This is a genomic window from Aeromonas sp. 96A, assembly GCF_051919165.1.
In the GTDB taxonomy this organism is placed as follows: Bacteria; Pseudomonadota; Gammaproteobacteria; order Enterobacterales; family Aeromonadaceae; genus Aeromonas; species Aeromonas veronii.
The window spans coordinates 519,202-541,092 of record NZ_JBQBFE010000001.1 but is presented as its reverse complement, the minus strand read 5'-3'; the positions used below and the strand labels follow the sequence as shown (position 1 = coordinate 541,092).

16 protein-coding genes are annotated in these 21,891 nt (G+C 54.0%); 11 read left to right on the top strand and 5 right to left on the bottom strand.

The window, feature by feature from the left end:
* The first annotated feature begins 162 nt into the window (after positions 1 to 162).
* From ACTG2W_RS02535 to rmf, 9 genes are all read left to right on the top strand, one after another.
* Complete coding sequence (locus tag ACTG2W_RS02535) at positions 163 to 5,001, top strand: NAD-glutamate dehydrogenase (protein WP_106843380.1); 4,839 nt, start codon at positions 163 to 165, stop codon at positions 4,999 to 5,001.
* Between the two features lie 77 nt (positions 5,002 to 5,078).
* Positions 5,079 to 6,089: a quinone-dependent dihydroorotate dehydrogenase gene (gene pyrD, locus ACTG2W_RS02530; protein ID WP_005336601.1), complete on the top strand. Its 1,011-nt coding sequence runs from the start codon at positions 5,079 to 5,081 to the stop codon at positions 6,087 to 6,089.
* Between the two features lie 90 nt (positions 6,090 to 6,179).
* Positions 6,180 to 6,716, top strand: a complete 537-nt coding sequence (locus ACTG2W_RS02525) for a cell division protein ZapC (RefSeq protein WP_005336600.1) — start codon at positions 6,180 to 6,182, stop codon at positions 6,714 to 6,716.
* Positions 6,717 to 7,096: 380 nt separating this feature from the next.
* Complete coding sequence (locus ACTG2W_RS02520; RefSeq protein WP_058058151.1) at positions 7,097 to 7,360, top strand: type B 50S ribosomal protein L31; 264 nt, start codon at positions 7,097 to 7,099, stop codon at positions 7,358 to 7,360.
* Entirely contained in the window at positions 7,361 to 7,486 is a 126-nt protein-coding gene (ykgO, locus tag ACTG2W_RS02515) for a type B 50S ribosomal protein L36 (RefSeq protein ID WP_005336596.1), read from the top strand.
* 139 nt (positions 7,487 to 7,625) lie between these two features.
* Complete coding sequence (gene rlmKL, locus ACTG2W_RS02510) at positions 7,626 to 9,803, top strand: bifunctional 23S rRNA (guanine(2069)-N(7))-methyltransferase RlmK/23S rRNA (guanine(2445)-N(2))-methyltransferase RlmL (protein WP_058057024.1); 2,178 nt, start codon at positions 7,626 to 7,628, stop codon at positions 9,801 to 9,803.
* The gene (locus ACTG2W_RS02505) at positions 9,803 to 10,033 is read left to right on the top strand and encodes a glutaredoxin family protein (RefSeq protein WP_106843381.1); all 231 of its coding nucleotides are present in this window, start codon (positions 9,803 to 9,805) and stop codon (positions 10,031 to 10,033) included. The genes rlmKL and ACTG2W_RS02505 overlap by 1 nt, the downstream gene beginning before the upstream one ends.
* A gap of 72 nt (positions 10,034 to 10,105) precedes the next feature.
* The gene (gene uup / locus ACTG2W_RS02500) at positions 10,106 to 12,019 is read left to right on the top strand and encodes an ATP-binding cassette ATPase Uup (protein WP_058057025.1); all 1,914 of its coding nucleotides are present in this window, start codon (positions 10,106 to 10,108) and stop codon (positions 12,017 to 12,019) included.
* 158 nt (positions 12,020 to 12,177) lie between these two features.
* Positions 12,178 to 12,357, top strand: coding sequence for a ribosome modulation factor (rmf, locus tag ACTG2W_RS02495; protein ID WP_005315693.1), 180 nt, complete (start codon positions 12,178 to 12,180; stop codon positions 12,355 to 12,357).
* 84 nt (positions 12,358 to 12,441) lie between these two features.
* Here rmf and fabA read toward each other — a convergent pair whose 3' ends face one another.
* The 5 genes from fabA to abiEi all read right to left on the bottom strand — a co-directional run bounded on the left by fabA (position 12,442) and on the right by abiEi (position 17,672).
* Positions 12,442 to 13,002, bottom strand: a complete 561-nt coding sequence (gene fabA, locus ACTG2W_RS02490) for a 3-hydroxyacyl-[acyl-carrier-protein] dehydratase FabA (protein ID WP_005336586.1) — start codon at positions 13,000 to 13,002, stop codon at positions 12,442 to 12,444.
* A gap of 77 nt (positions 13,003 to 13,079) precedes the next feature.
* The gene (locus tag ACTG2W_RS02485; RefSeq protein WP_106843382.1) at positions 13,080 to 15,056 is read right to left on the bottom strand and encodes a Lon protease family protein; all 1,977 of its coding nucleotides are present in this window, start codon (positions 15,054 to 15,056) and stop codon (positions 13,080 to 13,082) included.
* A 399-nt stretch (positions 15,057 to 15,455) separates the two neighbouring features.
* Positions 15,456 to 16,550: a hypothetical protein gene (locus ACTG2W_RS02480; RefSeq protein ID WP_106843383.1), complete on the bottom strand. Its 1,095-nt coding sequence runs from the start codon at positions 16,548 to 16,550 to the stop codon at positions 15,456 to 15,458.
* A gap of 138 nt (positions 16,551 to 16,688) precedes the next feature.
* Entirely contained in the window at positions 16,689 to 17,018 is a 330-nt protein-coding gene (locus ACTG2W_RS02475; protein ID WP_236280391.1) for a hypothetical protein, read from the bottom strand.
* 93 nt (positions 17,019 to 17,111) lie between these two features.
* A complete protein-coding gene (gene abiEi / locus ACTG2W_RS02470; protein WP_421308078.1) occupies positions 17,112 to 17,672 on the bottom strand; it encodes a type IV toxin-antitoxin system AbiEi family antitoxin in 561 nt (186 codons plus the stop codon).
* Positions 17,673 to 17,997: 325 nt separating this feature from the next.
* Between abiEi and ACTG2W_RS02465 the strand changes: the two genes are divergently transcribed.
* Together ACTG2W_RS02465 and ACTG2W_RS02460 are read left to right on the top strand one after the other, a co-directional pair.
* Positions 17,998 to 20,061, top strand: coding sequence for an ATP-dependent nuclease (locus tag ACTG2W_RS02465; RefSeq protein WP_106843406.1), 2,064 nt, complete (start codon positions 17,998 to 18,000; stop codon positions 20,059 to 20,061).
* Positions 20,024 to 21,811, top strand: coding sequence for a UvrD-helicase domain-containing protein (locus tag ACTG2W_RS02460; RefSeq protein ID WP_235657006.1), 1,788 nt, complete (start codon positions 20,024 to 20,026; stop codon positions 21,809 to 21,811). Before ACTG2W_RS02465 ends, ACTG2W_RS02460 begins: the two co-directional genes overlap by 38 nt.
* Positions 21,812 to 21,891 lie beyond the last annotated feature (80 nt).

The following is a 21,891-nucleotide window of genomic DNA, read 5'->3' as shown; positions in this document are numbered from 1 at the left end:
GTTTAAGCCGTGATCCGCACCTTGTTTTTAACATCTCGTTAGCACCTTTCCTCGCCTTCCCTTATCCAAGCCATTACACTTCGCAACAACTCTGCACCAGCGGGTAACCAGGGTGGTTGCCTCTGCGTCGGTGGTTAATGTCGTCCGATAAGGAATATAAAAATGGCATTGAAAGACGCCCCTACCTCAGTTCTGCTCGAAAACGTTCTCAGTCTGATCCATCAGAAGTTGCCCAAAAACAGTGCCTCTCTGGTCGAGCGCTTCGTTGCCAAGTTCTACGGCAACATGGCGAGCTCCGACCTGCACGATCGCAATGACAGCGATCTCTATGGCGCGGCCCTGAGCCTGTGGAATGCCCTCAATCAGCGCAGCGGTACCGATCCCTACATCCGGGTCTACAATCCCGAGCTGACACGTCACGGCTGGCAATCGCCCCATACCATCGTCGAGGTGATCCTGCAGGACTCGCCCTTCCTGGTGGACTCCATCCGGATGGCGCTTAAACGGCTCAATATCACCGCCCACATGATGCTGCACCAACCGCTGCACCTCATTCGTGGTGCGGATGGCAAGATTGACGCCATTCTGGAGCTCGACAACACCGACGGGCAGACCTCGGTTGAAACGGCATTCCTTATCGAGATCGATCACCTCACCAGCGAGGAGCAGATGGCCGCGCTGGCTGCCGAGCTCAACTCGGTGGCCGGTGAAGTGGCGCTTGCCGTGGGCGACTGGCAGCCCATGCTGGCCAAGCTCAATGAGATCATCGACGAACTGCCCAAGCGCAAGCACCCGGTCAGCAAGGAGGAGGTGGCCTCCTGCGTTGCCTTTCTCAAATGGGTGGCTGCCCACAACTTTACCCTGATGGGGTATCGCCGTTACGACGTCAAGGCGGTGGAGGGGGATCACGAGATCCTGCCGCAGGCGAGCTCCAGTCTGGGGCTGATGAAGAACTCCATCAAGGAGGTGGGTCAGCGCCTTGGCAACATGCCCGCCAGCGCCCGTCACGCCGCTCTGAGTTCTGACCTGCTGATCCTCACCAAATCCAACAGCAAGTCCCGGGTGCACCGTCCGGCTTATGTGGATTACATCGGCATCAAGCGCTTTGACGAGCATGGCAAGGTGATCGGGGAAGATCGCTTCATCGGCCTCTACGCCTCTTCCATCTACAATACCAGCGCGACCCAGATCCCGCTCATCAGCCATCGTCTCGAGCGCATCATGGCCGCCTCCGGTCATGAGAAGGGCTCCCACGCCTACAAGGCGCTGTTGAACGTATTGGAAACCTATCCCCGTGACGAGCTGATCCAGGCCCGCGAAGAGGAACTGCTGGCTACCGGCCTTGGCGTACTGGAGATGCAGGAGCGTGACATGTTGCGGCTGTTCGTGCGCCGCGACGTGTACGGCCGTTTCTTCTCCTGCATGGTCTATGTCACCAAGGAGCGCTACAACACGGCGCTGCGGATCAAGACCCAGCAAATATTGCAGAAGTATTTTGGCAGCAACGAAGAGGTGGAGTTCAACGTCTACTTCACCGAAGGCGTGCTGGCGCGGACCCACTACATAGTGCGGGTCAACAACAACAACGTGGATGTGGATGTGAACGAAGTACAGAACAACCTGATTGAAGCGGCCCGCAGCTGGGACGACAGACTCGATTCCGTGCTGCTTTCCCACTATGGTGAGGCCCGTGGCAACGAGCTGCGCCGCCGTTTCAGCACTGCCTTCCCTCGCGCTTACAAAGAAGATGTGCTGCCGGGCTCGGCCGTGGCCGATATCATGGCGCTCGATAACCTGAGCGAAGCCGAGCCGCTGGGCATGCTGTTCTACCGCGCGCAGGAGGAGGAGAACGACCGTCGGGTACGGCTCAAGCTGTTCCACCGCACCGAACCCATTCACCTCTCCGATGTGTTGCCGATGCTGGAGAACATGGGGCTGCGGGTGATCGGTGAGACCCCGTATCAGGTTCGCACTCCGGGGGGCGATCTGTTCTGGATCCTCGACTTCTCCATGCTGCTGCATGGCGAGCAGCCCTTTGATCTGGCCCAGAGCCAGCAGCGCTTCCAGCAGGCTTTTGCTGCCATCTGGAACAAGCAGCTGGAAGATGACGGCTTCAACCGGCTGGTGCTGGGGGCGGGTCTCACCGGCCGTCAGGTCTCGGTGCTGCGCGCTTACGCCAAATACATGCGCCAGACCGGCGTCTCCTTCAGCCAGTCCTATATCGAAGAGACCCTGACCCGCTACCCCGATATTGCTCAACTGCTGTTTACCCTGTTTGAGCAGCGCCTGGATCCTGCCGGAAAGCAGGACGCCAAGATACAGGCCAAGCTGCACGAGGAGCTTGCCGCCAAGCTGGATCAGGTGGCCAACCTGGACGACGATCGCATCATTCGCCGCTATGTGGAGATGATCGACGCTACCCTGCGCACCAACTACTACCAGCTGGACAAGGCGGGCAACATCAAGCCCTACATCTCCTTCAAACTGGCCCCCTCCAGTATCACCGACATGCCGCTGCCCCTGCCGAAATTCGAGATCTTCGTCTACTCACCGCGAGTGGAAGGGGTGCATCTGCGTTGGGGCAAGGTGGCCCGTGGTGGCCTGCGCTGGTCCGATCGAAAAGAGGACTTCCGCACCGAGGTATTGGGTTTGGTGAAAGCCCAGCAGGTGAAGAACACCGTCATCGTGCCGGTGGGGGCCAAGGGCGGTTTCTACTGCAAACAGATGCCAGTGGGGGCAACCCGCGCCGTCATCCAGGAGGAGGGCAAGGCCTGTTATCGCCTGTTTATCCGCGGTCTGCTCGATGTGACTGACAACATCATCGGCGGCGAGGTGATCCCGCCGACATCCGTGGTGCGCCACGATGAGGATGACTACTACCTGGTGGTCGCCGCCGACAAGGGGACCGCCACCTTCTCGGATATTGCCAACGAAATAAGCCTCGAATACGGCCACTGGCTCGGCGACGCGTTCGCTTCCGGCGGCTCGGTCGGTTACGACCACAAGAAGATGGGCATCACCGCCCGCGGGGCCTGGGAGTCGGTCAAGCGCCATTTTCGCGAGATTGGCGTCAACTGCCAGACCACCGATTTCACCTGCGTCGGGATTGGTGACATGGCCGGCGACGTGTTCGGCAACGGCATGCTGCTCTCTGAGCACACCCGGCTGGTGGGCGCGTTCAACCACATGCATATCTTCGTTGACCCCACTCCGGATGCGACCAAGAGCTTTGTTGAACGCCAGCGCCTGTTCGATCTGCCGGGTTCCAGCTGGGATGACTACAACCGCGAGCTGATATCACAAGGGGGCGGCATCTTCCTGCGCTCTGCCAAGTCCATCAAGCTGAGCCCGGAAATGCAGACCCTGCTTGGCACCGACAAGGCCAGCATGGCCCCGAACGAGCTGATCAAGGCACTGCTCTGCCTCAATGTCGACCTGCTGTGGAACGGCGGCATCGGCACCTATGTGAAGAGCGCTCGCGAGAGCGATGGGGAAGTGGGCGATCGCAGCAATGACGCATTGCGGGTCAATGGTCGCGATTTGCGGGCCCGCATCGTGGGCGAGGGGGGGAACCTCGGCTTTACCCAGCTCGGTCGGGTGGAGTACGCCAGTCAGGGCGGTCGCATCAACACCGATTTTACCGACAACGTCGGCGGTGTGGATTGCTCCGACAACGAGGTGAACATCAAGATCCTGCTGAACCAATTGGTGGCGGCAGGGGATCTGACCCTCAAGCAACGTAACCAGATGCTCTACGAGATGACCGACGACGTGGCGCAGATTGTCATCACCAACGCCTATCGCCAGTCCCAGTCCATCTCGGTCACCAGCTTCCGCGGTTCTGAACAACTTAAAGAGCAGCAGCGCTTTATTCAGGGGCTGGAGCGGGAAGGCAAGCTCGATCGTGCACTGGAGTTCCTGCCATCCGATGAGGAGCTCTCCGAGCGGATGGCGGCAGGGCAGGGGCTGACCCGCCCCGAACTGGCGGTGTTGGTAGCGTACGGCAAGATGGTACTGAAAGAGCAGCTCAACTGCCCGGAAGTGACCGACGAGCCCTTCCTCGCCAACATGCTGGTCACCAGCTTCCCGGCCAAAGTACAGCAGCAGTTTGGTGCCCAGCTGGCCGATCACCCGCTACGCGGCGAGATAATCGCTACGCGGGTGGCCAACATGCTGGTCAATGACATGGGGCTCAACTTCGCCAGTCGGATGAAGGACGAGACCGGTGCCTCGGTCGCCGAAGTGGCTTGCTGCTTCGCCATGGCCCGCGAAGTGTTTGGTATGAACCAGCTGTGGCGCGATATCGAAGGGTGCGACAACCTGGTGGATGCCCAGACTCAGCTCGAGCTGATGTTCTACAGCCGCCGCATTGTGCGCCGAGCCACCCGCTGGTTCCTGCGCGCCCGCAATCGCAGCTGGAGCATCAGCGAGAACATCGCCTTCTTCCGTCCGGCGTTCGAGACTTTAGGGAAGCACCTCTACGAGGTGATGGATGAGAGCGAAGTGGCCGAGCATCGTCAGGCTGTTGCCAAGTGGATGGAGAAACAGGTGCCGGAGGCCATTGCCCGTCAGGTCGCCCATATGAGCAGCCTCTTCTCCAGCCTGGATCTGGCGCAGATTGCCGCGGAGCACAAGACCGATATCCTGCGTGCCGCCAATGTCTACTATCGCCTCGGAGCCAAACTGGATCTGCACTGGTTCCTCGACCAGATCAACCATCAGCCAGTCGGCAACCACTGGCAGGCGATGGCGCGTGCCTCCTTCCGCGAAGATCTTGACTGGCAGCAACGCAGTCTCACTTCTGTGGTACTGGAAGGGTGCAAAGATCAGGGAGAATGCGCTACCATACTGGCCGACTGGATTTCGGAGCATGAGCAACTCTTGTCCCGTTGGACCCACATGTTGGCCGACTTCAAGACCACCAGTACCCACGAGTTCGCCAAGTTCTCGGTGGCCTTGCGAGAGTTGAACCTGCTCCAGTTGAATTGTCGGGCACTTTAATTGCCAGATTAAGGCATGACACCGACATTACACCCAAAGCCCCGGCCAGTTGCCGGGGCTTTCTTTAAGGAGCAAAGATGTTGTACCCCATCGCCAGGCATTTCCTGTTCAAACTCAATCCGGAACAGGCTCACGATCTCTCCATGAAATATTTGCCCCGCCTTCTCGGTACGCCACTCGATTGTTTCTTCCGCCAGAATTTGCCGAAACGCCCCGTCACTGTCATGGGGCTTTCTTTTGCCAATCCGGTGGGATTGGCGGCCGGTCTGGATAAAGATGGTGAGTGCATTGACGCGCTGGGCGCCATGGGATTTGGTTTTATCGAAGTCGGTACCGTCACCCCCAGACCCCAAAGCGGCAATGACAAGCCGCGCCTGTTCCGGGTTATTCCGGCAGAGGGGATCATCAACCGGATGGGATTCAACAACAAGGGGGTGGATCATCTGGTGGCCAAGGTAAAAGAGGCCAAATATCAGGGAGTCATCGGCATTAATATCGGCAAGAACAAAGACACTCCCATCGAACAGGGCAAGGATGATTACCTGATCTGCATGGACAAGGTTTATGATCATGCCGGTTATATTGCCGTCAATATCTCTTCCCCCAACACCCCGGGTTTGCGTTCGCTGCAATATGGCGAGGCGCTGGATGAATTGCTGGCCGCCCTCAAGGTGCGTCAGCAAGAGCTGGCCGCTCAATATAAAAAGTATGTGCCGCTGGCGGTTAAAATTGCCCCGGATTTAAGCCTTGAAGAAATAGATCAGGTGGCTGCTTCGCTGGTACGGAATGGTATTGATGGGGTTATCGCCACCAATACCACCCTCGAGCGCGAGATGATTTATGACATGCCCCACGCCGGTGAAGCGGGTGGCCTGAGTGGTCGTCCGCTGCAGCACAAGAGTACCGAGGTGATCCGTCATCTGGCCAAGGCGCTCAATGGTGCTCTGCCAATTATCGGTGTGGGTGGTATTGATAGTGCCATGGCCGCTCGTGAAAAATTGGCCGCCGGTGCCAGTCTGGTACAAATTTATAGCGGCTTTATTTATAAAGGGCCGGGGTTGGTCAAAGAGATTGTGACCAATATTTAAGAAATAGATGGCGGAGCCCTTTATTTGACGTTGCTGATTTCCTGCATATGGAATAAAGTCAACTGGTAATTATCAAGTAAGGGCTCCAACATGTTTATCCAACCGACCGATAGCTGGCAATGGCACTATGATGCCCAGAGTGACCGTCTGATGTTGGACCTGTCTGATAACATGTTATTTGCGACCGAGTATAAAGGGCGACAATTGGTGCCCAGCTCGTTTACGACCCAACCTTTTTGTGTCGATGATGCCGCCCTCTATTATCAGTTGATGGATAAAGCAGCCGAACTTGAGTGGAGTATTCCCCATCAGGTTCAGTTGGTGCTTAATGCCATCGCGGTAAGTCGCTTTTATAAACCCCTGATGCCGCAAAGCTGGTTTTTTAGTGAACAGCATCCGCAAGTGATCCCGCAAAACGGTGATCTGGTCCTGATGAATACACCTCATGGTAACGGCGAATTTATGGTCATTGAGGCAGGGGATCAGGCCAGCGTCTGTTTGAACCTCACAGCCGATCTGGTATTGACCACCAGTAAAACCTTGCCGCGTTTCGGGGTGATCAAGGTGATGAATAACCGGATGAAACCGCGTATTACCGTGACCGAGCAATATCGTCAGGTCAGTTGATATATATTCATCAATCTTTTTATCTCTGTGATTACACCGCTGCCTGTTTTAACTGTGGACACCTCAATCGCGCCTCGTTTCTGATCCTTCATTGATCCGCGAACATCTTGCCCATTCTCATTGATCTTCATGGTTGTAATTCAGCCTATCTTGAGGCTTGTTACATCCACTTGCACCTTGTGTTCTGACCCACGCAGTATCTTGGTCTTCCGTGCTATAAGCATGGTGTCTCATTCTTGTTTCGTTCTGCTTGCGTAGTGCTTCCACCTCGCTATCAACACATCACTCACTGCTGCGATTTTCTTCATACGACATTTGATGCTTGAAACGAGAGCTATTCTCACTTACATTTTGTTATAACATAACAAAATGGAGTTGCCATGAAGCCTCATATTCATCCGGATTATCGTTTGGTGCTGTTCCATGACACGGCGGCAGATGCCTTTTTCCTGATCGGTTCAACCATCAAGAGCGATCGCCGCTATACGTGGCAAGACGGGAAGGAGTATCCCTACGTATCGCTCGATGTTTCCAGCCAGTCGCACTCGTTCTATACCGGCAAGCAGAAGCAGGTATCGAGCGAGGGGAGTGTGGCCCGTTTCAACAAGCGCTTTGGCGCATTTTCAAGCAAGAAGGAGTCCTGAATGCAGGTCGTCTGTTCACTCAAATCCGCACGGGCGCGTCATCCCGATTGTCAGTTGGTGCGCCGTCGGGGCAAATTGTTCGTGATTTGCAAAAGCAATCCCCGTTTCAAGGCTCGTATGAAGTGATCCGCTAAATGATGTCTGGCCCCATGATCTCGCCATCGGGTAGTCATGGGGCCTTTTACCTTTTCACCACCTATCAATCTGTTTCCATCCTGCTGTTTGCGCCGACTTTTGCATGCTCCAGCCCGCCTGATGAGGTATAATGCGGCACTATTTTTATGGGTTCCCCGTGAGCGTGATGAAAGAATTTTTTGCAACCTGCCCCAAGGGGCTGGAAAACCTGTTGGCCGACGAGCTGACCACCCTGGGCGCAGAGCAGGTCCGTGAGACCGTGGCTGGCGTTCACTTCAAAGGCGAACTGGCAATTGGCTACAAGGCCTGCCTGTGGAGTCGTTTTGCCTCCCGTATTGTGCTGGTGCTGTCCGAATTCCAGATGAACGACGATCTGGATCTCTATCTGGGTGCCCACACCATCCCCTGGGAAGAGCACTTCTCCGGTACCTCTACCATCGCGGTGGACTTTACCGGTACCAACCCCGCCATTCGCAATACCCAATATGGCGCGCTGAAGATCAAGGATGCCATCGTCGACCGCTTCACCAAGCGCGGTCACGTGCGTCCGGACGTGGACAAAAAGTCGCCTGATATCCGTATCATGGCGCACCTGGGCAAAGGCAAGGCCAATATCACGCTGGACTTGTCAGGCCCGGCGCTGCACCAGCGTTTCTATCGTCAAGGCACAGGTGAAGCACCGCTCAAAGAGAACCTGGCCTGCGCCATGATTGCCCGTAGTGGCTGGGCCGGTGAGCCCATGATGGACCCTATGTGCGGTTCCGGTACCTTGCTGATTGAAGCGGCCTTTATCGCCGCCGACATGGCACCGGCGCTGCGCCGCGAGCGCTTCGGTTTCGATCGCTGGCTGCAGCACGATAGCGAGCTGTGGCAAAGCCTGATGATGGAAGCGCAAGTGCGCGCCAAACGCGGTATGCAGCGTTGTGAAGTGAAGCTGTTTGGTTGCGATGCGGACTCTCGCGTGCTGATGAAGGCGCGCGACAACGCCAAGGCGGCCGGTGTGGCCCACCTCATCACCTTCAAACAGGCCGATGTGACCCAGCTGGAAAACCCGCTGCCGATGCCGACTGTGGAAGGAGAGGCCCGTCAGGTCGGTATGCTGATCTCCAACCCGCCTTACGGCGAGCGTCTTGGCGAGTTCCCGGCCCTGCTGGAAGTGCATCAGGCGCTGGGCGATGCTCTGCGTCGCAGCTTCCAGGGTTGGAAAGTCTCCATTCTTTCTGCATCGCCCGAGCTGCTTAGCTGTCTGCGCCTGCGCGCCGACAAGCAATACCGCCTGTTCAACGGCGCCCTCGAGTGTCAGCTGCGTAATTATCAAATCGCGCTCGATGCCGTCGCCTCGCAAAAAGAGGTGGCGCAGGACTTTGCCAACCGTCTGCGCAAGAATCTGAAAGCGCTCGAGAAGTGGGCCAAGAAAGAGAATCTCGACTGCTATCGTCTCTACGACGCCGATCTGCCTGAGTACAACGCCGCCATCGACCGCTATCAGGACTATCTGGTGGTGCAGGAGTATGCCGCGCCCAAGGACATCCCCGCCCAGAAGACTCGTCAGCGTCTGCTCGACATGGTTCAGGCCGCCATCAAGGTGACCGGGATGGACGGCGAGAAGGTGATCCTGAAGGTGCGCGAGCGTCAGGAAGGCAAACAGCAATATCAGAAGCTCTCCGAAGAGCAGCACCGGATGGAAGTGCAGGAGTACGGTGCCCGTCTGTGGGTCAACCTCTACGACTATCTCGATACCGGCCTGTTCCTCGACCACCGTCAGACTCGCCGCATGCTGGGTCAGATGGCCAAGGGCAAGCGCTTCCTGAACCTGTTTGCCTACACCGGCAGTGCCACCGTGCACGCAGGTCTTGGCGGTGCCAGCGAAACCACCACAGTCGACATGTCCCACACCTACCTGAACTGGGCGCAGGACAACATGCGTCTCAACTCGCTGGTGGGCCGTCAGCACAAGTTTGTCCAGGCAGATTGCCTGAAGTGGTTGTCTGAAGCCGATGATCAGTACGACCTCATCTTCATCGATCCGCCCACCTTCTCCAACTCCAAGCGGATGGATGAGAGCTTCGACGTGCAGCGCGATCACCTGTTGCTGATGCAGCACCTGAAGCGCCTGCTGGCGGCGGACGGCACTCTGGTGTTCTCCAACAACAAGCGTCACTTCAAGATGGATCTGGCCGGTCTAGAGGCCACTGGTCTCAAGGCCCAGAACATCACCCAGAAGACGCGACCGAAGGATTTCGAACGTAACCAGCACATCCACAACTGCTGGATCATCACCCATGCGCCGGAGCAAGGCGAGGCGTGATGCTGACCCTGTTTCATACCGACGGTTGCCACCTGTGCGAGCAGGCCTGGGCGCTGGTGGAGGAGGCAGGCCTTGCCGCTACCACCCGCCAGTGCGACATCATGGATGATGAGCAGTGGCTTGCCGCCTATCGGGTGCGCATTCCGGTGCTGTGTGACGAGGCGGGCCGCGAGCTCGGCTGGCCCTTCACGCTGATGGAGCTCAAGGGCTGGGCCGCCCGTCAGGGGTGAGAGTGATTGACGATAAAACGGGGGCAGACCTAGTCTGCTGCCCGTTTTTTTCATATGAAATAAGGAACACACATGGCTCTTTTAACATTGCACGGCGCATGTCTGTCGTTCAGTGATTTCCCGCTGCTCGACAATGCCGAATTGACCATCGAGCGGGGCGAGCGCCTCTGTCTGGTTGGCCGCAACGGGGCGGGCAAGTCCACCCTGATGAAGGTGATCGCCAGCGAATTGCCGCTGGACGACGGGCGTCTGGTGCTGCAACAAGATTTGAAAGTGACCCGCCTTGAGCAGGATCCGCCTGCTTCCAGCGAGCTGACGGTGTTTGACTATGCCGCCGAAGGACTGGCCGGGGTAGGGGAGCTGCTCAAACAGTATCACCATATCTCCATGGAACTGGCGCATGATCCGTCAGATGCCAACATTCGCAAGATGAGCGAGTTGCAAGAGCAGCTCGACTATCAGAACGGCTGGCAGTTCGAGACCCGCATCAGTCAGGTGTTGACCCTGCTGGGGCTGGATCCCGATGTGACCCTCGATAGCCTCTCCGGTGGCTGGCTGCGCAAAGTGGCGCTGGCCCGTGCGCTGGCTTGCGATCCCGACTTGTTGCTGCTCGATGAGCCGACCAACCACCTGGACATCGAAGCCATCAACTGGCTGGAAGATTTCCTCAAGGATTTTCGTGGCGCCATCGTCTTTATCTCCCATGACCGGGAGTTCATCCACAAGCTGGCAACCCGGATCATCGATCTGGATCGAGGCGCCATCACCTCCTGGCCGGGCAACTACGACGAATACCTGCAGGGGAAAGAGGAGTGGCTGCGGGTCGAAGAGCTGAAAAATGCCGAATTCGACCGTAAGCTGGCCCAGGAAGAGGTGTGGGTGCGTCAGGGTATCAAGGCTCGTCGTACCCGTAACGAAGGCCGGGTGCGCGCCCTTGAAGCGATGCGGATGGAGCGCTCCCAGCGTCGCGAGTTGCAGGGCAAGGCCAAGCTGCAACTGGACGAGGTCAATCGCTCCGGCAAGCTGGTGTTCGAGACCGAAGGGCTTGGGCTGGACTTTGGCGATCGCACCCTGTTCAAAGGGCTCGATCTGCAAGTGCTGCGCGGTGACAAAATTGCGCTGGTCGGCCCCAATGGTTGCGGCAAATCGACCCTGATCAAGCTGTTGCTGGGTCAGCTTGAGCCAACCCGTGGCACCGTCAAGGGGGGCACCAATCTGGAGGTGGCCTACTTCGATCAGTACCGCGAGCAGCTCGACCCCGAGCAGACCGTGGTGGACAACGTGGGGGAGGGTAAGCAGGAGGTGATGGTGCGTGGCCGCTCCCGTCACATTCTTGGTTACCTGCAGGACTTCCTGTTCGAGCCCAAGCGGGCCCGTACGCCGGTCAAGGCGCTCTCCGGTGGCGAGAAGAACCGGCTGCTGCTGGCCAAGCTGTTCCTCAAGCCGAGCAACCTGCTGATCCTCGATGAACCGACCAACGATCTGGATGTGGAAACCCTGGAACTGCTGGAAGAGCTGCTTTCCGACTACCCCGGCACCCTGCTGCTGGTCAGTCACGATCGTCGCTTCATCGACAACACTGTGACCGGCTGCTGGCTGTTTGAAGGGGATGGCCGCATCAGCGATTACGTGGGTGGTTACGCCGACATGATGGCGACCCGAGAACAGCAGAACGCTCAACAACAGGCTAAGAGTGCAGCGGTCAAGGCCCCGGAGCCGGTCGTTGCCGCCGCGCCAGAAGCGCCGAAGAAGAGCAAGAAGCTCTCCTACAAGCTGCAGCTTGAACTGGAAGGGTTGCCCGCTCGTCTCGAACAACTGGAAGCCGAGCTGGATGCGCTGCAAAGCGAGATCAACCAGCCAGGGTTCTTCTCGCTGCCGGCAGATAAAACCCAGCCGAAACTGGATGCGCTCAATGCCGCTGAAGCCGCGCTGGAACAGGCATTTGCTCGCTGGGAAGAGCTGGAAGGACTCAAAAATCAGGAGTAAGTTCCTTGTAATTAAAACTTAATCCAGTTCAGTGCCTTGTGTCACATAGCCCGGTTAGGGTGGAAGTTTTTGTTTGACCCAGTGCGCTCGCAGGAGTAAAGATGAAAGCGACCGATGCAGAATTGGTCGCTTTTTTTGTTCCACGAAGAGGGTCGTAGATGATGAAGAGACAGAAGCGGGACCGTCTGGAAAGAGCTCGTGCTCGTGGTTATCAGGCTGGCGTGGTCGGCAAACAGAAAGAAGCGTGTCCGTATCAATGCCTGGATGCCCGAGGGCATTGGCTTGGTGGTTGGCGTGACGCCATGGAAGGGCGGGGCTCAGGCCTCTTCATGAAGTAGCAGTTACTTCATCACTCATTACAAAAGGAAAGGGGCCGTTGTGGCCCCTTTGCGTTAATGCTGTTTTACCACCAATCAGAGAGATCAGAATGCGGTGGTATCTTTGAACAGGCCCACTTTCAGGTCGGTGGCGCTGTAGATCGGACGGCCGTCAACTTCGACCACACCATCAGCAATCCCCATCACCAGCTTGCGGTTGATGACGCGCTTGAAGGTGATCTTGTAGGTCACTTTCTTGGCAGTCGGCAGGATCTGGCCGGTGAATTTCACTTCACCTACGCCCAGAGCACGACCCTTGCCAGGACCGCCTTTCCAGCCAAGGAAGAAGCCGACGAGCTGCCACATGGCGTCCAGACCGAGACAGCCAGGCATCACAGGATCACCCGGGAAGTGGCAATCGAAGAACCAGAGATCCGGAGTAATGTCGAGCTCAGCCAGGATCTCGCCCTTGCCGTGTTCGCCGCCGTTGTCATTGATCTTGACGATGCGGTCCATCATCAACATGTTGGGGGCAGGCAGCTGACTGTTACCCTCACCAAACAGTTCGCCACGGCTGCAAGCCAACAGCTCTTCACGGGTAAAAGAGTTCTTGCCCTGTTCGCACAGGGAAAGGCGGGCTTCCATGGTGGTATTGTCTACGGTCACGCGGTATTTCCTTCAAATGGGTCAAAGCCGGGTCAATTTAGCTTACAGTTGTTCGCTAAACAACTCCGATCACTTCATCAGCGGCCAAACAGGCGCCCCAGCAGGGATTGCAGCAGTCCGACTTTGGCAGTGGAGCCGTTCAACTCGTCCAACCGCTCCTGAATACGGCCAAACAGGGTATCGGGCATATCAGGCTCACCGGCGACACAGCCTGTGAGCAACTCGATGGCCTCTTCCACATGATCCACCGGGTGGATGTGGAACTGGCCTGCTTCAACCGCTGCAATCACCTCGTCAGAGAGGTTCAGCTGCTGGATGTTGGTGCCCGGCAAAATGATCCCTTGCTTGCCGGTGATGCCGTGGATTTTGCACACCCGGAAGAAGCCTTCAATCTTCTCGTTCACGCCACCAACGGCCTGCACATTGCCAAACTGATCGACCGCACCGGTCACGGCGAAGTGCTGATAGATAGGCTGGCGGGCGAGGGCAGAGAGCAGGGCACACAAGCCGGTCAGGGAGGCGCTGTCGCCATCAATTTCGTGGTAAGACTGCTCGAACACCAGATTGGCCGACAGGGGGGAGGGGTTCTCTGCACCAAATTTGTTGGAGAGATAGCCGTGGATAATCATCATCGCCTTGGCGTGGATATGACCGGCAAGCTCCGCTTTGCGTTCAATATCCGCCACATCGCCATCACCCAGGTGTACGGTAGCGGTGAGGCGCACCGGCTCGCCGAAGTCATAAGGGTGACCGGAGACCTGAATGACAGACAGGCCGTTGATCTGGCCAATCTCTTCGCCATCGGTTTGCAGCAGGATCTGGCCGTCGATAACCCCCTGATCGGACTGCTCAACCAGATAGTTGAGGCGGTAATCCTGCTCCTCCAGTGCGCCGCGGATATGCTCGTCGGTGACCACATCAGATTCCAGCTCCCGGGCCAGACTGTCAGCCATCCGCATGATGGCGGAGAGTTGCACTTCGGAGAGCGACAGCCACTCCTGATGGTCACAGAGGCGGCTGGCATGACGACAAAGGGCGGCGAGGGCAGCTGGCGTGAAGTCCAACAGGCTCCAGCGCTGGCGCAGCCAGGCCAGGTACTGCAGAAATTCCTGCAGATCCTCTTCAATATTCACCTCTGACACCAGATCCGCGCGCAGGAAGATGCGTTCGGACATATCCCGATCCAGCATCTGGAACTCGGCCACGTCGAGTCGGTCACCCACCAGGATCAGCTTGAGCTTGATGGGGGTCGCTTCGGGCGCGAAGAAGGGGGTCAGAGTTTTCCCTTCCTGATAGGCGTTCCAGTCCAGCTCACCTTTTTGCATGGCATTTTTCAGTTTGAACCAGAGATGAGGCTGATCCAGCAGCTCATCCAGTTGCAAAATGAGGTAACCGCCGTTGGCTTCGCGCAGCAAGCCGGGCTCCAAAAGGTGCTGGTTGGCATAGACAGAGCCTTGTTCGGTCTGGTAATTGATAGAGCCAAACAGGGTATCCCAGTTGAGATCACGGCCATAAATTACCGGCGCTTCCTGCGCTTCGTGGTGGATCAGCAGGTTGATCAGAATGGGGTGCTGGAACTCCAGACCCAATGCCACGTGAGCCGCCAGATCGGAGAGGAAATCATCGATTTTCGGATCATTGTTCTGCTTGCGCATGATGCGGGTCACGATACGTTCGGCATCGAGATGGTGGCTCAACAGCTTGAGCAGCTCGCCAACCATTTCGCAAAACTCAACGCCGGTGCCTGGTTGCAGGCGCAGCCAGATAGGCTTGTAGGGGTTGTTCAGATTCTCGGTGTAGCAGAGATCAAACAGGTCACCATCCTTGCCATGGGAGTCAGCAATCAGCGTCTGGCACACGCCTTCGTAATCTGCGCCGGGGAATCCGTTGAGCAGCATGACCGGACAGTCACCATCAAAACTGGCAAGACGTTTGATGCCGGAAATGGCTCTGGGTTGCAGCGCAGCAAAGGGGATAGGTTCAAGCTCGCTAAGCGTGGGGAACTGTTCAATCGCAAAAGCGGGTTTTAATTGTTCTGATGTTAATTCAGCCACTTAAGACATCCGGTCGAAGATAGGATCAATTGTTGCCATTATACACAGTTCAATAAGTGGTGACAGGAAACAAGAAACCCAATTTAACTTATGTTTAGCTTCATCTAGGTTCATGGGTTTTTATACACAAAACCTATGTATGTTGTTGATTTTTATAAAAAATAAATATCATAAATTACATTTTAAAAATTTTGCTTCATGAACTAGAGAGATAAGCCTAAATTATGAGACTCATATCACATTTCTGAACGGGGGAGTTCATGAAGTTGATTTGACTCTATCGCTCTATGATGAAGGTACTCGGAACTGCGGGATTACCTGATCGAGGTTTGCCAAACCTGTATGCTGGGTTCGGTAGGTTATCTTCAAGATATTCTCAGAAGACTAAAACAGGTCAGACTAATCTGAGGCCATTTCACAACTTTGACATCTATCTTGAGCACCGATATTCTGCATAGGTTTCTGGCACACAGGACACACAGTAGAGATGACAGTAGTAGCACCCCGCACCTTGGCATACGGTGTGGGTCGGCTCGGGATCTTGCCCGGTTGCACAGACGGTTTATAGTGACGACTGACGATACAGGCTCGGTTTCCACAATATCCAACTAGGGGCGTTTGCTTATTACAGTGCTTGCAATAGATAGGTTCACTGTATTTAAGTTCTAAATTTCGAGCCCTCATCTGCTCAGTAATCTGGGCTTCCCTGAGCCTAGTCAATACGACTTTGGTCTCTTCATTTAGCTCCGCTTGCCTTGTTCTATCCACTTCAGCCGGGACTGCCTGCTTGGCTCGTAAAGCTTCTTCATCAATTGCTTTCTTGTATGCTTTTTCAGCCAGTCTTTTTTGTTCCAGAGCTTCACGAGGATGGTAGAGCCAAACCAGGCAGGTTGGGTGTTCGCTCAATATGTTCAGCATCCAAGAAATGGTATCTATTTCTTTGGGGCGTGACATGTCGAACATGTAGCGGGAAAACGCGTTATATCGGACAGCCAATACACCGTATTTGGGGTGAGCCTTCACATAGCCTGCTAACCAATCTGGGGGCTGCGTCAACTTGTCACTCGCAGCGGGCAAATGGAGAGCGAAATAGTAATCAGGCCAGTCCAACAGCTGGTACAACGCAGTAGGGGAACCATGCGGCTCGTCCTGAGCTATGCGCCTAACCTTGATACCAGGATGTGGTTTGGCAACTGGATACGGTTGCCCTTCAAATAGGGTTGTTTTGGCCGGGGTGTTTAACGTCGCAATATCATCCAATTTGGTCATCAACATCAGACGCACACTGGTCTCGAAGGCGTAGAGGCATTCCTCCTTGCTCGCATCATGATGTCGAAAATAGTGTGTATTGATATTTCCCTTCGCTGCCACCAGTCGGCCATGACAACTTGGACATTGGCATCCACAACGAAGACCCCGCTCAACATCATCGATCGCCACAAGTGCACCGCTGTCGGTCTTGATAGCAAATGGTATCAGGGTAGGCATGGCCATAACTGTAGTCCTTACTCAAGAAGATGTACGTTGAGGCACGCCTCAAAGCCAAACTCATTGCCGAATCCATAGCAAAAAGTGATAACGTCATCTGCCTGGGATGGCCACCATAAATATTTGTATATCGGGCGTTCGTTGTTAACCCATGTCCGAAAGAAGACGTCTCATTTCCTCTTCAGGGTCATATTTTTTAGCTGGTTCTTGCTTTTTCAGGGTGTGGTTGATCTTACGGGAGAGACCATTATGTGTATTGTCAAAATCTTGCTGACAACGATCAAGGGCTCGTTCTATTGCAATATGAGCCATTACTAGGGCCTTGCCAGTTAGCAGTTTCTCCGCTTTATACAGCGCACCCTTATACATAACGTCCAGTGTGTCTTCTGACTTAGCCCGTTTGAAACGGCTAACTAGGTCATCATATTCAAATAACATTATGCTTTCTGGCGTGACAGATTCTTTTTTGTTCATGGTGGTTGCGGTTGCTTTCATATGTATATTACGAATTCTCTATTTGAATAGAACACTTGCCACACCTCATAAAAATAAAGCCTATGAAGTGGTTCAACAAGATTTGCTCGATATAAAGTCTACATCAGGTTGTGGGATAACAAGGTCAATGTTTCGGTTAACCCGCTTGATATCTCGATACGCTTGAGACGGTTTTGCGATAAGGCATCCTCGCACTGGATCCCACGTTGTATTGTTTAGAATGATTGTGCCGGATTGCTCTGTGTGGGTCCATTCAATTAGTCCATAGGCAGTCTGTTGTAAGTACGAGCGTCCTGTTGTCATCACGGTTAACACAGATAGTGGGATCTGAGAGATCCATCCATGCATACTGAGTGCGCTCTCCAAGCTGATGTACGACAGTTCACGAGGACGCAGTCGATTGATTAGATGCTCTAAACGATACATGGGCGTTGAGCGAGCATCAGGCCAAGCATACAGCCCTCCACCAACTTTTAGCAGGTTTCCTGCTTTACACTGGCGAGTAAGAGAGTTCTTGAACTGCTGGGGCTGTTCGCCCGGAGAGAGTAGGGCGAGTTCGTGCACGCTGTAAAGCCAGTAGTCGTGCTTCTGGTCAAAGTGTCTTAGCTGCTTGATAAGGTCGGAAGACTTCATACACATATCATAATCGAAAAAGGTTACTTTATGTGGATTGTGATGTCGATAGCAATTGGCTCTTATGTCATCATTATATACTTCGTGAAATTCATTACATTAGCTACATCTGCTCTTCGAGTTTTAAGCTGAGCCAGGAAAGGGTGGATAGCTGTGATGTCAGGTAGCTAGGGTCAGTAGCTCGGATGAGCAGCGGCACTGAGTAACTTGGGACTCACCAATACTGTGTCCCCAATGGCAGACCCTTTGGTGGCTTCTTGGCGCGAAAATAGGGTCAATGTTAATCCTCAATAAATTAGAGCTCCGCTATACGACGAGGGAAATCATGCAGGTAAAACGTGTTGAGATTGAAAATTTTCGACTGCTTCGAGATGTGAGCCTCGGTCTTGAGGAGCGTACAACCCTTATCGTAGGCCGGAACAATTGCGGTAAGACTTCCATAGCAGAGGTTTTTCGGCGGCTTCTATCTGAAAAGACTCCATCGTTTCGATTGGAAGACTTCTCGCTTGGCTGCCATGAGGGTTTTTGGGGGGCATTTGTTGCATTTCATTCCGGGTTATCTCGGTCAGACGTTACTGCTCTTCTCCCTGTAATCCGAGTAACGGTGGACATTGCATATGATACTGCTGCACTTGATCTGGGGCCTCTGAGTGAATGTATCATCGATTTAGACCCCGAATGTGATTTTGCACGAGTAGTTCTGAGTTATGGGCCAAAAGCTATCGCTCTTGATTCTCTCTTTGTCGATATAGCGGCTCCAGGAGATGAGCCAGAAGCCCTGCGCCTGGTATTCTTCCGGCAAATGAAAGCCCGACTTGAAAACACTTATGAGGCTAAGTTAGAGGCGGTTGATCCCTGCGATCCAAGCAATCGAAAGATGCTGGACTTGAAGACGCTCACGACCTTGATACGAGGCGGTTTTATCAATGCACAACGTGGTCTTGATGATGAAACTTTTCGCGAGCGGGATGTTTTAGGAAAGGTTGTAGAAGTCCTATTCCAATCAGCTTTGACCGATCCAATTGATCCCGATAAACGTTCAACCGCTGAGCAGCTTCAGGTTGCGGTGGAAAATATCCAAAACGAGTTGCATGAAGGTTTCAATAAAGGGTTGACTTCACTTTTCCCCACCTTCGAGCTGTTTGGTTACCCTGGACTGGATGACCCTGGCCTTACTACCGAGACAACTTTTGATGTCGCGCGACTGTTAAAAGATCATACCCAAGTAAGGTACGTCGGCGTAAACGGCCTTACTCTACCAGAAAGTTACAATGGTTTGGGTGTTCGCAATCTGGTCTACATCCTTCTCCAGTTATTGAAATTTTTCCGCGAATTCCAAGCTACACCGGCAGCTGCAAGCGTTCACCTGATCTTCATTGAAGAGCCAGAAGCTCACCTTCATCCCCAAATGCAAGAGGTCTTCATACGTCAGCTGCATTTGATAAAGAATACATTCGAGCAACAATTAAACGAAGGTCGGCCATGGCCGGTTCAGTTCGTGATCTCAACACATTCACCGCACATGGCCAATGAAGCTCGCTTTGAAACCATGCGGTATTTCTTGTCTGTGACTGACACAGGGGGTATTAGGGAGACTAAGGTCAAAGACCTGCGAAATGGTTTGGGCGGTGCCCCTAAAGCTGATCGCGACTTCCTTCACCAATATCTTACACTGACACGCTGCGATCTATTTTTCGCCGATAAGGCCATTTTGATTGAAGGAACATCTGAAAGACTTTTGCTTCCTTCGATGATTGCCAAAACGGACGCTTCTGCGGCTGGCGGCCCTCTGCTTGCTTCCCAATATCTGACAGTTATGGAAGTCGGTGGAGCTTATGCGCACCGTTTTTTCAACTTACTTAATTTCCTTGAGCTTCGTACGCTGATAATCACAGATATCGACTCGGTTAAGCCTAAGGAAGGAAAACGGGTGGCCTGCCCAGTGGCGGAGGGAATGTTCACCAGCAATGGCTGTATTAAGGATTGGTTCGAGGCTGGAGTGACCCCTGCCCAACTGCTGGCAAAAACACCGGCAGAGAAGACCCATGGGATTCGGCGTATTGCTTATCAGATTCCTGAAATTGAGGGTGGGCCTTCGGCGAGAAGCTTTGAGGACGCGTTCATCTTGGCTAATCTTGAACGCTTTACTTTAGGGGCGGGTGATGTGGCGGTGCTCGCTTACGAGTTCGCTGCAGACCAAAAAAAATCGACGTTTGCACTTGCTTATGCCATTGAGGTCAGTGATTGGGCAGTACCGAGATACATCACCGAGGGACTACGGTGGCTGGCTGTAGACGAACCTGTGTTACCTGTGGCTGGTGCAATAGCGGAGGTGGCTGAGGTTGTTGCCCTTGAAATCGTTGCTGATGAGGTTGATGAGAATGCCTAATCGAGTCGAGAGCCCGGCCGATGAAGCTGGTCGTCAGGCATTGGAACAGATGTATGCTTGCTTAGATGAAGATCAGAGTTTCCGGCTTGAGGCCGGAGCTGGGGCCGGTAAGACATATTCCCTAGAGAAGGCGCTTAGCCACCTGATTGATAGCAGGGGCGCTGAGTTGATTCGGCAGCGTCAACAGGTAGCCTGTATTACCTACACCAACGTAGCGAAGGACGAAATCATTTCTCGTTTCCAAGCGCATCCTGCCATTAGAGCAGAAACTGTGCATGGCTTCTGCTGGTCATTGCTTAGAGATTTCCAAGTTAATTTGCGGGGTTTTCTCATGGAGCAGCCGTATTGGCAGGAACGCCTAGAGCCTATAGGTGGCATTGGTGGAAGGCTGGTCCGCTATGAGATGGGGATACCGCGTGTATCGGACGAGGAGATCTCTATCCGGCATGAGGATGTGCTTACTCTAATGATTCAAGCCCTTGCTCATCCCAAATTCAGGAGGCTGTTTACATCTCGATATCCAGTCCTGCTTATCGACGAGTATCAGGACACTGATGCGCAGTTTTTCGGCGCTATCAGCAGTTGGTTTTTGGACCATGATGAAGGGCCTATGATTGGCCTGTTCGGTGACCACTGGCAGAAAATATACGGTGATGGCTGTGGCTTGGTCGTACACGATGCTCTTCAAGTGATCGACAAAAATGCAAATTTCCGTTCCGCCTCTCGAATAGTCGATGTGCTCAATAAGATGAGACCTGCATTGCCTCAGATGGTCAGTGACCCAGAACTCATTGGCGAAGCTCGTGTATTCCACACAAACCTTTGGCCTGGTGTACGACGCAATGGGAAAGGGGGAGGGCATTGGACGGGCGATACTAGTCCAGATGCTGCGCGTGCCTACTTTGGTTATTTGAAAATGCAGCTCCAAGCAGAAGGGTGGGATTTTTCTCCTAGGAAGACGAAGATCCTGATTTTGAATCACAGTGGAATTGCACGAGAACAGGGCTATGCATCGATTCCACCCATTTATGGGCAGTACAATGACGCATGGCTGAAAAAAGAAGATCCACACATAAAATTTTTACTCGATCATTTGGAGCCGGCATGCGCAGCGTATACCGAGCGTAAATACGGTGAGATGTTTACTTATTTGGCTAGTGGCAGGCCGACTATTCATCGACATCAGGACAAAATAGCTTGGTCTACTGCTATGGCACACCTGAATGACCTTAGGTTGACAGGCACTATTGGTGATGTCATCGATTACTTGGGGACAATCCAACAGATGCAGCTTCCAGAAGCTGTGATGCGAAATGAGCAAAAATTAAATGAAATTGGTAATGAGCCAGTGGAGGATGAACCTAGGAGAATCACACAGCTTAGAGAACTTAGGGCTGTGCGATACACCGAGATGATCGCTCTTGAGCAATTTGTCGATGGCCATACTCCTTTTGCGACCAAGCATGGAGTCAAAGGCGCTGAATTTGAGAATGTGATCGTAGTCTTGGGTCGTGGGTGGAATAAGTACAATTTCGGACAGATGCTTGAATGGATGCATACAGCACCACCGGCAGATCGACAGGAGATGTTTGAGAACAATCGGAATTTGTTCTATGTCGCATGCTCTCGCCCTAAGGTTCGACTCGCTCTCCTGTTTACTCAATTGTTAAGCGCAAATGCTCTCGGAAAACTAACCGAATGGTTCGGTGACGAGAATATTGTGCAGCTGCCGGCGACACCAGAAGAATGATCTAGGACAACTAGGATAGATTAGGACGAGGTTGAAGTGACTCAAAAACATAGTCAGGTGCAGCAGGTCTTTCCTTTCTG

Excerpts from the sequence above, each read along its gene's own strand:
- ACTG2W_RS02535 (WP_106843380.1), top strand. The coding sequence starts at position 163 with ATGGCATTGAAAGACGCCCCTACCTCAGTTCTGCTCGAAAACGTTCTC.
- pyrD (WP_005336601.1), top strand. The coding sequence starts at position 5,079 with ATGTTGTACCCCATCGCCAGGCATTTCCTGTTCAAACTCAATCCGGAA.
- ACTG2W_RS02525 (WP_005336600.1), top strand. The coding sequence starts at position 6,180 with ATGTTTATCCAACCGACCGATAGCTGGCAATGGCACTATGATGCCCAG.
- ACTG2W_RS02520 (WP_058058151.1), top strand. The coding sequence starts at position 7,097 with ATGAAGCCTCATATTCATCCGGATTATCGTTTGGTGCTGTTCCATGAC.
- ykgO (WP_005336596.1), top strand. The coding sequence starts at position 7,361 with ATGCAGGTCGTCTGTTCACTCAAATCCGCACGGGCGCGTCATCCCGAT.
- rlmKL (WP_058057024.1), top strand. The coding sequence starts at position 7,626 with ATGCGGCACTATTTTTATGGGTTCCCCGTGAGCGTGATGAAAGAATTT.
- ACTG2W_RS02505 (WP_106843381.1), top strand. The coding sequence starts at position 9,803 with ATGCTGACCCTGTTTCATACCGACGGTTGCCACCTGTGCGAGCAGGCC.
- uup (WP_058057025.1), top strand. The coding sequence starts at position 10,106 with ATGGCTCTTTTAACATTGCACGGCGCATGTCTGTCGTTCAGTGATTTC.
- rmf (WP_005315693.1), top strand. The coding sequence starts at position 12,178 with ATGATGAAGAGACAGAAGCGGGACCGTCTGGAAAGAGCTCGTGCTCGT.
- ACTG2W_RS02480 (WP_106843383.1), bottom strand. The coding sequence starts at position 16,550 with ATGGCCATGCCTACCCTGATACCATTTGCTATCAAGACCGACAGCGGT.
- ACTG2W_RS02475 (WP_236280391.1), bottom strand. The coding sequence starts at position 17,018 with ATGAACAAAAAAGAATCTGTCACGCCAGAAAGCATAATGTTATTTGAA.
- abiEi (WP_421308078.1), bottom strand. The coding sequence starts at position 17,672 with ATGAAGTCTTCCGACCTTATCAAGCAGCTAAGACACTTTGACCAGAAG.
- ACTG2W_RS02465 (WP_106843406.1), top strand. The coding sequence starts at position 17,998 with ATGCAGGTAAAACGTGTTGAGATTGAAAATTTTCGACTGCTTCGAGAT.